This window comes from Bradyrhizobium brasilense, from assembly GCF_029714345.1.
GTDB lineage: Bacteria > Pseudomonadota > Alphaproteobacteria > Rhizobiales > Xanthobacteraceae > Bradyrhizobium > Bradyrhizobium australafricanum.
Window position 1 is genome coordinate 2,197,803 of sequence record NZ_CP121669.1, and the last position, 12,298, is coordinate 2,210,100.

Consider the following 12,298-nt stretch of genomic DNA (forward strand, 5'->3'; position numbering starts at 1 on the left):
GGGCGTCAAGTAACCGGCCCACAACAACAAGGGCGCAGCGATGAAGATCTCGATCCTCGACGATTATTTCGACACGCTGCGCACCCTCGATTGCTACCGCAAGCTCAACGGGTATGACGTCAAGATCTGGAACGATCACGTCCAGGACGTCGATGCGCTCGCCGAGCGGCTGCGCGATACCGAGGCGCTGGTCCTGATCCGCGAGCGAACCCAGATCCGCACGCCGCTGCTCGAACGTCTGCCGAAGCTGAAGCTGATCAGCCAGCGCAGCGTCTATCCGCACATCGACATCGACACCTGCACGCGGCTCGGCATCATCGTGTCGTCGAGTCAGCATGCCGATACGCCGTCCTACGCCACCGCCGAGTTCACCTGGGGCATGATCCTCGCGGCGATGCGCGCGATCCCGCAACAGATGGCGGCACTCAAGGCGGGCAAGTGGCAGATCGGCGTCGGTCATACGCTGCGCGGCAAGACGCTCGGCATCTATGGCTACGGCCGCATCGGCGCCGTGGTCGCGGGCTATGGCAAGGCGTTCGGCATGAACGTGCTGGTCTGGGCGCGCGAGCCGGCGATGGCGAAGGCGCGTGCCGACGGCTATGAGACATCAGCCAGCAAGGCGGATTTCTTTGCCCGCTGCGACGTGCTGTCGTTGCATATGCGGCTGGTGGACGCGACGCGCGGCATCGTCACGGCGGCAGATCTCGCGCAAATGAAACAGACCGCGCTGATCGTCAACACAAGCCGCGCGCCGCTGATCGAGCCCGGCGCGCTGGTCAATGCGCTGCGTGCCGGCCGGCCCGGCATGGCCGCGATCGACGTCTACGAGAAGGAGCCGCTGCGCGACACCGCGGACCCGCTGCTCAACATGGAGAATGTGGTCTGCACGCCGCATCTCGGCTACGTCTCGCGCGATGAGTACGAGATCCAGTTCACCGACATTTTCGACCAGATATTGGCGTACGCGGCGGGTACGCCGACCAATGTCGTGAACCCGGATGTGCTAGCACATCCGCGCCCGCGCGGCTGAGCAGCGTCGTTCATGATCGATCGGCCGGCTCGATGGGGCGGCCGTGTCATCTCTCGTTCAGCGAGGCCAGTGAGCCGCTGAGGTCACCCTACCGACGATCCTCTTGATGCCGCCGAGTGCCTTCTGTCCCTTGCCCTTGGCCTCCAGGATCGCGCCTCTGCCCTGCAGAGCCGGAGAGCCGGTGACCTTGCCGAGACGCCGCTTGAACCTGCCGATCGCCTCGTTGGTCGTGCCTTTGATCCTATCGGTCGTGCTACCCATGAAATTACTCCTTCGGAATACGCTGAGGTAACGCGCCGGAACATGGCGATGTTCCGATTTGGCGAGGTTCCGATTTTCCGCTCGCCTGCGCGGCTGCTTTTCGCTAGCGTTCCACGCACGAAATCAGGCCAACGAAAGCAAGAATGATGAGCGGTTCCCACGATCACACCCATTCCCACGACCATCACCATCACGACGACGAGCGCTGGAAGCACGACGGCGTCCGCGTGATTCCCGGCAACCAGCTCGATCCGAATGTGCCGTCGACCGCCGGCATGGACCGCAAGGCCGCGATCAATTTTGCCCGGGTCGGCGCGCAGAAATTGTGGGCGGGCACCGTCAGCATCAAGCCGGACGCCAAGACCGGCGCGCATCATCACGGCCATCTCGAAAGCATCATCTATGTCGTCAAGGGCAAGGCGCGGATGCGCTGGGGCGAGAAGCTGCAGTTCACCGCCGAGGCCGGCCCCGGCGATTTCATCTTCGTGCCGCCCTACGTGCCGCATCAGGAGATCAATGCCAGCCGCGACGAGGTGCTGGAATGCGTGCTGGTGCGCTCCGACGGCGAGGCGGTCGCGATCAACCTCGACATCGAGCCGATCGAGAAGCCGGAGACCGTGCTGTGGGTCGACCCGGTGCACCGCCATCCCGACGAGAAGAAATAGCCGCGACATTTGCGTCGAGATTCCGGGTTCACGCTTCGCTTGCCCCGGAATGACAGTCCAGGGGAGGAGGCCAGCATGACGCTCGTGCGTTACGAGAGCGCCGACCACATCGCGACCATCACGATGGACCGCGTCTCCTCGCACAACGCGCTCAACAACGCGCTGTGCGACGAGTTGCAGCAAGCCTGGCGGAGCTTTCGTGACAGCGACGACCGCGTCGCGGTGCTGGCCTCGGCCGAGGAGAAGTATTTCTGTGTCGGCGCCGACGTCAGGGATTTCCCCGCCAATATGTGGCAGGCGGTGCCCGGGCTCGGTGTCGAGCTCGACAAGCCGGTGATCGCAGCGACGTCGGGCTGGGTGGTGGGCGGCGGTTTCGTTCTGGTGCAGATGGCCGACATCTGCGTCGCCTCGGAGACGACGCGGTTCGTCTATCCGGAAGCCAAGATCGGCACCACTGGCGGCGGCGTCTCCTCGGTGCTGGCGCGCATGCCGCACAAGATCGCGATGGAGTTCCTGCTCGTCGGCGAGGAGCTATCGGCCGAGCGGGCCTACCAGATCGGCTTCGTCAACCGCATCACGCCACCGGGGCAGCACCTTGCGGCGGCACAGGAACTGGCGGCCAAGATCGCGGGCAACGCGCCGCTGGTGGTGCAGGCGCTCAAGAAGCTCGCGCGTGACGCGATGCCGAAGGGGCCGCTGGAGACGGTCGCGGAGGTGCGCCGGCAGCTCGACGCCATCAAGGACAGCGACGACCTCAAGGAAGGCGCCAGGGCGTTCAGCGAGAAGCGCAAGCCGAGATTTACGGGGCGATGACCTTTTCCGTCATTGCGAGGGGCTCGCGACAAAATTGCAGGCAACCTTGCGCTGAAGCGACGAAGCAATCCATCTGTCCCTGAGCGGAGATATGGATTGCTTCGCTGCGCTCGCAATGACGGGGCCTAACCCCTACGCAAACACCCGGTGATCGATCACACCGTTCGGCACGACATAGCCGTAACGCGTGTTCGACGGTTCGGGGCCGGCCTTCTCATACTGCGCCTTCATCATCGCAAATCGATCGCCCTTGAGGTCGAGCATCGCGCGCTTCGGCTGGATGTTGTAGAGTCGGGCGTTGTTGTCGCCGAAGATCGCCGTCTTGACCGGCCCGTCGGCGGGGCCGAGCGGTGCGTAGCCGAACTTCTTCTGCATCATCTCGGGGATCTCCAGCCGCCGCAGGCCCTCGATCTGCCATTGCGGCGCGCCGGTCCACAGCGCATCGGTACCCCAGCAGACGTGGTCGACGCCGAGCCCCTTGATCAAGGTACCCATCAGCGCGGCGCAGACATTGGGCTCGGCGACCAGCGTGGTCGCGAACAATTGCCCGACGTCGCCATAGACATTGTTGACGCCGTACTGCGCCGGGATATCGGCGAGGTCGGAGGTCCAGGCGATGCGGCCGGTGCGCTCGAATTCGGCGAGCGCGACCTTCGGGTCGCCGCCGACATGGCGATAGGCCGAGTGGTAGATGATGAAGTTGAGCTGCGGCCAGTCCTTGGCGGCTCGGCCGACATCGGCAACGTCGGCGAAGCCGCGCAGATTCGGATACTGCTTCTCGATCCCTGGCGGGAACAGCCCCTTGTGGACGCAGACATTCTTGATGCCCGCCTTCACCATCTTCTCATAACCCTTGTAGGCGACCTTCTCGTCGTCGAGCCGCCAGGGGTAGCGGCTGATCTCCTTGTGAGTGTTGTCGCCGATCGTGTAGCCCTTGCAGGATTCCGGCTTCAGCGCCAATGCGGCGTCGAGCTTGTCGAGCCAGCCGGGCTGCCCGGGCGTGAAGATGGCGTGGCAGAACACGCGCCGCGAGCCGGCCTCGTCGTTCATTTTCTTGCGCGCGTCGGCCATCTGCTCGTTGGTCAGGAACCAGTCCTGCTCGATATCCGACGGCGCCGAGGAGATCAGCGCGATCTTGGTGTCGGAATCGAGAAACATCTCCTTCTTGTAGTTGTCGAACTTGAGATCCTCGATGGTCTGCTCGTGATCGCTGAGCTCCTTGTTCCAGCCGGCCTTGCCGACCGCCTTGCGCATTTCCACAAAACCCATGATGCGGGTGTCGTCGCGCAGGAAATGCGTGTGCATGTCCATGATGAACTGGTCTTTGAGGGAGTTGGCGCGCTCCTGCGCCATCGCGGGCGTCGCGGCCTCCGCCGGCGTCACGGCGAACAGCTCCCCGTAGACCTGGTTCATCGCGACGAAGGAGGCGGCCATGCCGGCCGCGGTCTGGAAGAATCTGCGGCGGTCGAGGCCCTGCTTGCCGCCGAGATCGTCGGCCATCGCGAGCAGCCGCGCCTCGACCTCGCGCTGCCGTTCATTCTGCGGGTCGGGATAGAATTCGTCGCTGGAGACGATCTGGGTCGGGATCGGCGTCTGGTGCTGGCACAGTTCGGAGGGCATCAAGGCGGCAAGTTCATCGTCGGTGAGATTGCTGCTCATTCTTCGCTCCCGCTTCTCGCCGGATTTTTCCGGTCGGATCGCTGCGGAGACTAGGACCAAGTCCGCCCGTCGTCCGCGCCGTTGGCCGGAAACCGCATTCACAAAATCGTGCATCGCATTCGCTGTCATTGCGAGGAGCGTAGCGACGAAGCAATCCATACTCCGGCAAGCGGCGCGATGGATTGCTTCGCTTGCGCTCGCAATGACGGTTGTGGATGCTAACATCGTGCAACCCAGGGGCCGAACGAAGCCCCATCGTTCAGAGGGGAGCGAACCATGATGTCATCTGACCATTCGCGGCGCAGCATGATCAAAGCCATCGGCATTGCAACGGCCGCCGGCGTGCTCGGCGAAGCGCGGGCGCAGGCCGCGAGCGCGGTTCCTGCCGAAGGAGAAATATGGAGCAACGAATACTGGGCGAAGAAGGGTGACATCCCCTTGTGGATGTTCCGCAAGCGGATCGGTGCGCCGAAGCCGGGCGAGCCGGCGCGGCCGGTGGTGTTCTTCGTGCACGGCTCGTCGGTGACATCAAGGGTGTTCGACCTCACGGTGCCGGGCAAGGGCGAGTATTCGCTGCTGAACACATTTGCCCGCTACGGCTTCGATTGCTGGACCATGGACCACGAGAACTACGGCAAGTCCGGCCGCACGTCGGGCAATGCGGATATTGCAAGCGGCGTCGCGGATCTGAAGGCCGCGGTCGAGGTGATCGCGCGCGAGACCGGGCAGGGGCGATATCACTTCGTCGGCGAATCCTCGGGCGCGCTGCGGGCCGGCGCATTCGCGATGGCCGCGCCCGAGCGCATCGACCGGCTGGTGTTCGCGGCCTTCACCTACAAGGGCGAGGGCTCGCCGACGCTGGCAAAGCGCGCCGAGCAGCTCGCCTATTACCGCAGCCACAACATGCGCAAGCGCGACCGCGACATGATCCGCTCGATCGCGACCCGCGACAGGCCCGGCACGTCGGACCCCGCCGTGGTCGAGCTGCTGGCCGATGTCGAGATGCAGTTCGGCGACCAGATCCCGACCGGCACCTATCTCGACATGACCGCCAATTTGCCGGTCGTGCATCCGGAGAGGGTGCTGGCGCCGGTGCTGCTGGTCCGCGGTGAATATGACGGCATCGCCGCGGTTCCGGACCTCGAGGAGTTCTTCAACAAGCTGCCGAACGGCGATCGCCAGTTCGTCATCCTGCCCGGCACCGCCCATTCGGTGGCGCTTGCCACCAATCGGGAGCTGTTCTGGCATGTGACGCGGGCATTCCTAACTATGCCGACACCGATTGTGACCTGACGTCGCCCTGCGGCAGGACGCCGCAAGAAAAATCGGAACGGTGATGTCGGGACGCGGCGAGGCGGTTCGTCCTCGGGGCACAACCCCGCGAAAAGGAGCGCCTTTCATGGCCAAGCCGACAATGATCTTCGTCAACCTGCCGGTCAGCAATCTCGCCCATGCGACCGCCTTCTATGAGGCGATCGGCGCGACCAAGAACGCGCAATTTTCCGACCACACCGCCTCCTGCATGGTGATCTCGGACACGATTCACGTCATGCTGCTGACGCACGACAAGTTCCGCGAGTTCACTCCGAAGAAAATTGCCGACACCAAGACCACGAGCGAAGTGCTGATCTGCCTGTCCGCCGACAGCCGCGACGCCGTCGACGGCTATGTCACCAAGGCAACGGGCGCGGGCGGCAACGCCGATCCGTCGCCGCAGCAGGATTACGGCTTCATGTACGGCCGCAGCTTCGAGGATCCCGATGGTCACATCTGGGAAGTGATGTGGATGGACGTCGAGGCGGCGATGAAGGCGCAGTCCGCCGCGGCGACCGCCTGATCGCATCCTGCCATCACGAGGAGCTCAAGCATGTCCAAGGTATCTCCCTGCCTGTGGTTCAACGGCGAGGCCGAGGAGGCCGCGAACCTCTACGTCTCGCTGCTGCCCAATTCGCGGATCGAGACTGTCCAGAAGAACGTCATCGACAGCCCCGGCGGAAAGGCCGGCACGGTGCTGCTGGTCGAATTCACGCTCGCCGGTCAGCGCTTCATGGCGCTGAACGGCGGGATGAGGATGGAGCATACCCACGCGGTCTCGTTCGCAATCGACTGTGTCGACCAGGCCGAGGTCGATCGCCTGTGGGACGCGTTGCTCGCGGCCGGCGGCACGGCCGAGCAGTGTGGCTGGCTGCGCGATCGCTACGGCGTCGCTTGGCAGATCGTGCCGGCGGCGATCCGTCAATATCTCGGCGGATCCGATGCCGCCGGCGCCGCGCGCGTGATGCAGGCCGTGCTCGGGATGATCAAGCTCGATATCGAAGCCCTGCGCCGGGCCTATGAGGGCAAGTCCGCAGCGTGAGCTAGGGCTTCGCTGTCATCGCCCGGCTCCGACCGGGCGATCCAGTATTCCAGAGATTTCGGTGCTCAGCCGATAGGCAGCGGCGTACTGGATGCCCCGCATGAAGCGGGGCAAGACAGTATGGGCACGATGGTTCCGTCACATGACCGTGGCGACGGATCGCGGATGCAGCTGATATCGTATATTTGTCGCAAGCTGCGTTCCCCTCGCACCGTGCGTGCCCTTTGAACATCGTATCCAAATCTCCTTCTGTTCCGCGACGTCCCGCCGCGCGCACGGCGATCGTCGCGGCAATCGTCTTCATCGTCGCCCATGTCGTGCTGCTGCTCGGGATCACGGCGCCGGACAAGCTCTATTTCGACGAGGTCCATTACGTGCCGGCGGCGCGGCAGATGCTGCTGCCGGTGCGCGAGGGGGCGATCCTCAATCCGATGCATCCGCCGCTTGCCAAGGAGATCATCGCCCTCTCGATCAAGGCATTCGGCGACGTGCCGCTGGGATGGCGCTATCCCGCGGCGCTGTTCGGTGCGCTGGCGCTGGTCGGCGTCTATCTCGGCGGGCTTGCGCTGTTCGCGTCGCAGCAACGCGCGATCGCTGCCGTGCTGCTCGCCTTCTTCAACCAGATGCTGTTCGTGCAGTCGCGGATCGCGATGCTGGATATTTTCGCGCTCGCTTTCGGCCTGTTCGCGATCGCGACGTTCGTCCACGGCTTCAGGCAACAGCAGCCGCAATCCGCCTTTGCGTTGGCGGGCCTCTTCGCAGGGCTTGCCAGTGCCTGCAAATGGAGCGGGCTGTTCGTGCTCGCGACCTGCATCGCGATCGTCGCTGCGATCCGCCTGATGCAGGGCTGGCGCACGCGCTTTGCCGACGGCAATGCGGAGGATTGGTATCAGCCGGAGCCGTGGCCGGATTTTCGTCTTCCTCACTTCATGGTCTGCTTCGTGCTGATCCCGGCGGCCGTTTATCTCGCGACCTTCGTGCCGCTCTACGGCCTCTCGTTCACGGATATCATCGAGGCGCAGCGTCGCATCTTTGCCGACAACACCACGGCCGCCATCGCGGGCCACACCTATATGAGCTCATGGCCGTCCTGGCCGTTCCTGGTGCGCCCGGTCTGGTACCTGTTCGAGAAGGTCGGCGATGACAAGTTCGCCGCGATCGTGCTCCTCGGCAACCCGTTGGTGCTGTGGCCGGCATTGATCGCGCTGATCATTGCGCTGCGCGACTGGATCGTCGGGCGCGGCCGTGATGCATTTCTCGTGCTGGCGTTCTACCTCGGCCCGTATCTCGCCTGGGCCCTGCTGCCGCGCACGCTCGGTTTCATCTATTACTATCTCCCCGCGGCGACCACCGCGAGTTTCGTGCTGGTCTACGCCTTGACGCGCAAGGGTGCGCCGCGCTGGCTGCTGTGGGCGTTCGTTGCGGTTGGATGCGCGGGGTTTGTTGCGATGCTGCCGGTCACGGCCGCTGTCATCGAGACGTCGATGGCGACGTTCAACCGCCTGATGCTGTTTCAGGGCTGGATATGACGGTCTTTGAAGTAGAGTGATCCGCCTGCCGGGCATGGCAGGCGGATCGAGGCTGCGGGAGATTACTGCGAGGCGGTCTTGGTATCCATGTTGACGACCTGCACGCGTCGATTGGTCGGGTCCATCGGCGCGCTCGGGTCCTTCGGCCGGGTCTTTCCGTAGCCGACCGTCACGAGATCCGAGCCGTTCAGGCCGTAATGCTCGACCAGATATTTCTTGATGGTGTCGGCGCGGCGCTCTGACAGGTCCTGGTTATAGGCTTCGCCGCCGATCGCGTCGGTGTGGCCGGCGACGACGAAGGTCGAGCCCTTCATGCTGGCATCGGACAGTGCCTTGCCGAGCTCCTGCACCGCCTGAGTCGAGCCCTTGCTGATGTCGGCCGAGTTGTAGTCGAAGTGGATCTCCAGATCGATCTTCGGCTTGTTCGCCGCGATGTCGGCGATCTCCTGGCGTTCAACGCGCGACAACGAACGGGTCTGCCGGTTGCGGACGGTGTTGAGGAAGCTTGCCTCCTTGGCGGAAGCCGCGAGGTCGACCTGCGTGCCGGCGGAAAGGCCGCGGGTGGCCGACTTCGGCTTCAGCGCATTGAGAATCTGGGCGGCCGGAACGGCCTCGCTGCCGGCCAGTGCGACGCCCGCCGTCATCGACAGCGCGGCGCCGATTGTCAGAAAAGACAAGGAAAAAGAGCGGGTCATGGTTTTCGTCCTCAAATGTCGGGCTAGCCAATCCGGCTTGCTGTCGTTTTGATGCTGGGAGGATAGGACCGGTTCAAAGCCCAGAATGTGATCTGGGTCACGGTTGGGTGTGCCGCCCCGCCTTGCGCCAGACAGGGCAGGCGGGAAGCGAGGACATCATGGCCAACGTCAATCGCGTCCTCCGCTCGATCAATGACGAAGCTGCCTCGCGCTGCGTCGATATCTTCCTTCGCCCGGACGGCAGCATCGGCTTCGAGGAATATCGGCGGGACGTCGAAGATGGCCGTGGCTGGTTTCCGGTCGGCGGTCATTCGTCCCGCATCTTCCATGGAGAAAGCGCCGCGCTCGCGGCGGCGATCGGGGACGTTCCGTGGTTGCGGCGGGTCGTCGGATCGACCTAGCCGCTCCGAATGATGCGGAGCTGATTTCCGCCGCGCGGCTCTCCACAGCGGCGCGAATCTCACTACATTGCTGGGGCAATGTCCCGCGCCGCCGAACCCCTTTTGTTGAACAATGCTGCCGCCCGCCATATCTGGCTGCGCGCGCAGCGGCTCGATACAAAGGTGCCGTTCGGCGAGGGGGCGTCAGCGGTGGCGGCCGCCGTCGATCATCTCGGCTATGTGCAGATCGACACCATCAACGTGATCGAGCGCTGCCATCACCACATCCTATTCAGCCGCATTCCGGACTACCGCCGCGCCGACCTCAAGCAGGCGCAGAGCCGGGACAAGAGCGTGTTCGAGTACTGGACGCACGCGCTGTCCTACATTCCGTCCAAGGACATCGGCATCTTCCTGCCGGCGATGAAGGCGCACAAGCGCGAGGGCCACAAATGGTTCTCGTCGGTGACCCCGGCGGATACGCGCAAGGTGCTGCGGCTGCTTCGTGCCGGTCCGCTGACCATCCGCGACATCGACGACGATGTGCTGACCGAGAAGGAGCATCTCTGGCAGAGCCGGAAGCCCTCCAAGCGCGCGCTGCAGCTCGCCTTCTATGGCGGCGTGGTCACGATCAGCGAGCGCGCCGGCATGCTGAAGACCTATGAGCTGACGACCCGGCACTTCGGCTGGGACAAGCCGCCGAAGCCGGCCCCGGCCTCAGCCAGGACCGCCTATCTGCTCGACCGCGCGCTGCGCTCACAGGGCATCGTCAGCCTGGATTCGATCTGCCATCTCGACGCGCCGAGCAAGAAGGCGGTGCGCAGCCTGATCGAGGCGCGCCTGCGCCGCAAGGAGCTGGTCCGGGTCGCGCTGGAAGGCGCCGGCAAGCAGGAGCATTGGGCGCGGCCCGAGGTGCTGGACGCGACCGGCGACGGTGATCCCACCCTGGTTCACATCCTTTCGCCGTTCGATCCGCTGATCATCCAGCGCAAGCGCACCGAGCTGTTCTTCGGCTATGGCCACCGTTTCGAGGCCTATGTGCCGAAGGAGAAGCGCCTGTTCGGCTATTTCGCGCTGCCGGTGCTGGTCGGCGACGACATCGTCGCCGCCCTCGACCTCAAGACCGACCGGCAGAACAAGAAGCTCCTGATGCAGAAATGGAGCTGGGTCGGCAACGGCAAGAAGCAGGCGGCACGCAAGGAGCTGAAGCGCCGCATCGAGGAAGAGCTCGACCGCTTCGAGCGCTTCCAGCTCGCTGAATAGGGCTGGCTCTCCGTCATTGCGAGCCAACGGGTCGCGCGAACGCGCGCCCGATGACAGGCTCCGCGAAGCAATCCATCGCGCCACAAGCGGATAAGTGGATTGCTTCGCTTCGCTCGCAATGACGCCGTGCACAAAACGTATAGGGTTCCCGTTTGCGCTGTGAGCTATGAGTTTTTGCCATTGCTCAAAGCGGAGCCAGCCAATAATCCTCACGGCAAGCAACACCCGGGGGGACGCTTATGAGCCAGACAGCAACCATCGCGCCGGATCGCGGCGCCCGCAGCGAGATCGAGACGTCGACGATCCGCGCGATCTCCTGGCGGCTGATCCCGTTCCTGATCCTGGCCTACTTCTTCTCCTATCTCGACCGCGTCAATCTCGGTTTCGCCGCGCTCACCATGAACAGCGAGCTGAAGTTCTCGCCGGTGGTGTTCTCGTTCGGCGCCGGCATTTTCTTCATCGGCTATTTCATTTTCGAGGTGCCGAGCAACCTGGCGCTGGAGCGGTTCGGCGCCAGCAAGTGGATCGCCCGGATCATGGTGAGCTGGGGCATCCTCTCGGCGTTGATGGCGGCGGTCTATGACGAGCACAGCTTCTATGCGCTGCGCTTCTTCCTCGGCGTCGCCGAGGCCGGCTTCTTCCCCGGCATCATCCTCTATCTGACCTATTGGTACCCGGCCGAGTATCGTGCGCGCTTCCTCGCCGCCTTCGCGCTCGCGGTGCCGATCTCGACCGTGATCGGCGCGCCGATCTCCGGCCTGTTGCTCGGCCTCGACGGCGTGATGGGCTTGAAGGGCTGGCAATGGCTGTTCGTCATCGAGGGCATTCCCTCGGTGCTGCTCGGCATCGTCACCTGGTTCTATCTGACCGACCGGCCGGAGAAGGCCGATTGGCTCTCGGCCGAGCAGAAGGCGTGGCTCAAGGCGAAGCTCGACGCCGAGGTCGCGGCCAAGCAGGCGGCGAAGCATTTCACGCTGGGCGAGGCGCTGTCCTCGCCGAAGGTGCTGGCGCTGAGCGCGATCTATTTCGGTTTCGTCGCCTCGCTCTACGGTATGCAGTTCTGGCTGCCGCAGATCGTCAAGGCGTTCGGTCTGACCAACGCGCAGACCGGCTTCGTCACCGCAATTCCCTATCTGTTTGGCACGATCGCGATGATCCTGTGGGCGCGCCGTTCCGATGCCACCCGCGAGCGCGTGTTCCATGTCGGCGCGCCGCTGCTGCTGACCGCGCTGGCGCTCGCCGTCTCCAGCTACATCACCGATCCGGTCATGACGATGGTGGTGCTGACGGTCGCTGCGATCGGCGTGTTCTGCACCTTCGCGGTGTTCTGGACGCTGCCGACCGCCTGGCTCTCCGGCACCGCCGCCGCCGGCGCGATTGCGCTGATCAACTCGATCGGCAACCTCGCCGGTTTCGGCGGGCCCTATCTGATCGGCTGGGTCAAGGAAGCCACCGGCAGCACGTCGACCGGCCTGCTGGTGCTGTCGCTGTTGCCGCTTGCCGCGGGCCTGCTGGTTTTCCTCGGCAGCCACGAGACCAAGACCGAGTTCGCCGGCGCGAAGTAGCTCGCCCTCAAATCACGTGCTCCCGTAGCCCGGATGGAGCGCAGCTTAATCCGGGGACCCTCCCGCCACCGGTGAGGTCCCG

At 64.2% G+C, this 12,298-nt stretch carries 13 protein-coding genes; 10 read left to right on the top strand and 3 right to left on the bottom strand.

Annotated features, from left to right (window positions below; translation table 11 throughout):
* The first annotated feature begins 40 nt into the window (after nucleotides 1–40).
* Nucleotides 41–1,030 (top strand): D-2-hydroxyacid dehydrogenase family protein, encoded by a 990-nt coding sequence (locus QA635_RS10130; RefSeq protein WP_283068647.1) that lies wholly within the window; start codon nucleotides 41–43, stop codon nucleotides 1,028–1,030.
* A 57-nt stretch (nucleotides 1,031–1,087) separates the two neighbouring features.
* On the opposite strand, the gene QA635_RS10135 is transcribed toward QA635_RS10130, so the two are convergent.
* Nucleotides 1,088–1,291 carry a CsbD family protein gene (locus QA635_RS10135; RefSeq protein ID WP_283068648.1) on the bottom strand — a complete coding sequence of 68 codons (204 nt, stop codon included), beginning with the start codon at nucleotides 1,289–1,291 and terminating at the stop codon, nucleotides 1,088–1,090.
* Nucleotides 1,292–1,437: 146 nt separating this feature from the next.
* On the opposite strand from QA635_RS10135, the gene QA635_RS10140 reads away from it, so the two are divergent.
* Together QA635_RS10140 and QA635_RS10145 are read left to right on the top strand one after the other, a co-directional pair.
* Nucleotides 1,438–1,956, top strand: coding sequence for a cupin domain-containing protein (locus tag QA635_RS10140; RefSeq protein WP_028338582.1), 519 nt, complete (start codon nucleotides 1,438–1,440; stop codon nucleotides 1,954–1,956).
* Between the two features lie 75 nt (nucleotides 1,957–2,031).
* Entirely contained in the window at nucleotides 2,032–2,769 is a 738-nt protein-coding gene (locus QA635_RS10145) for an enoyl-CoA hydratase/isomerase family protein (RefSeq protein WP_283068649.1), read from the top strand.
* Nucleotides 2,770–2,901: 132 nt separating this feature from the next.
* Here the strand turns inward: QA635_RS10145 and QA635_RS10150 are convergent, their stop codons facing one another.
* Nucleotides 2,902–4,428, bottom strand: a complete 1,527-nt coding sequence (locus QA635_RS10150) for an amidohydrolase family protein (protein WP_283068650.1) — start codon at nucleotides 4,426–4,428, stop codon at nucleotides 2,902–2,904.
* 276 nt (nucleotides 4,429–4,704) lie between these two features.
* Here QA635_RS10150 and QA635_RS10155 point away from each other — a divergent pair, with 276 nt between their 5' ends.
* From QA635_RS10155 to QA635_RS10170, 4 genes are all read left to right on the top strand, one after another.
* On the top strand, nucleotides 4,705–5,721 hold the full coding sequence (locus QA635_RS10155; RefSeq protein ID WP_283068651.1) for an alpha/beta hydrolase: 1,017 nt from the start codon (nucleotides 4,705–4,707) through the stop codon (nucleotides 5,719–5,721).
* A gap of 106 nt (nucleotides 5,722–5,827) precedes the next feature.
* Nucleotides 5,828–6,265 (top strand): VOC family protein, encoded by a 438-nt coding sequence (locus QA635_RS10160; protein WP_283068652.1) that lies wholly within the window; start codon nucleotides 5,828–5,830, stop codon nucleotides 6,263–6,265.
* 30 nt (nucleotides 6,266–6,295) lie between these two features.
* Nucleotides 6,296–6,784 (top strand): VOC family protein, encoded by a 489-nt coding sequence (locus QA635_RS10165; RefSeq protein ID WP_283068653.1) that lies wholly within the window; start codon nucleotides 6,296–6,298, stop codon nucleotides 6,782–6,784.
* 224 nt (nucleotides 6,785–7,008) lie between these two features.
* Nucleotides 7,009–8,313 carry a phospholipid carrier-dependent glycosyltransferase gene (locus QA635_RS10170; protein ID WP_283068654.1) on the top strand — a complete coding sequence of 435 codons (1,305 nt, stop codon included), beginning with the start codon at nucleotides 7,009–7,011 and terminating at the stop codon, nucleotides 8,311–8,313.
* Nucleotides 8,314–8,375: 62 nt separating this feature from the next.
* Here QA635_RS10170 and QA635_RS10175 read toward each other — a convergent pair whose 3' ends face one another.
* Nucleotides 8,376–9,008 (bottom strand): OmpA family protein, encoded by a 633-nt coding sequence (locus tag QA635_RS10175; protein WP_283068655.1) that lies wholly within the window; start codon nucleotides 9,006–9,008, stop codon nucleotides 8,376–8,378.
* A gap of 158 nt (nucleotides 9,009–9,166) precedes the next feature.
* On the opposite strand from QA635_RS10175, the gene QA635_RS10180 reads away from it, so the two are divergent.
* The 3 genes from QA635_RS10180 (at nucleotide 9,167) to QA635_RS10190 (ending at nucleotide 12,216) form a co-directional block, all read left to right on the top strand.
* Nucleotides 9,167–9,409 carry a hypothetical protein gene (locus QA635_RS10180; RefSeq protein WP_057017018.1) on the top strand — a complete coding sequence of 81 codons (243 nt, stop codon included), beginning with the start codon at nucleotides 9,167–9,169 and terminating at the stop codon, nucleotides 9,407–9,409.
* 78 nt (nucleotides 9,410–9,487) lie between these two features.
* Nucleotides 9,488–10,651, top strand: a complete 1,164-nt coding sequence (locus tag QA635_RS10185; protein WP_283068656.1) for a winged helix-turn-helix domain-containing protein — start codon at nucleotides 9,488–9,490, stop codon at nucleotides 10,649–10,651.
* 239 nt (nucleotides 10,652–10,890) lie between these two features.
* A complete protein-coding gene (locus QA635_RS10190; protein WP_283068657.1) occupies nucleotides 10,891–12,216 on the top strand; it encodes an MFS transporter in 1,326 nt (441 codons plus the stop codon).
* Nucleotides 12,217–12,298: the final 82 nt, after the last annotated feature.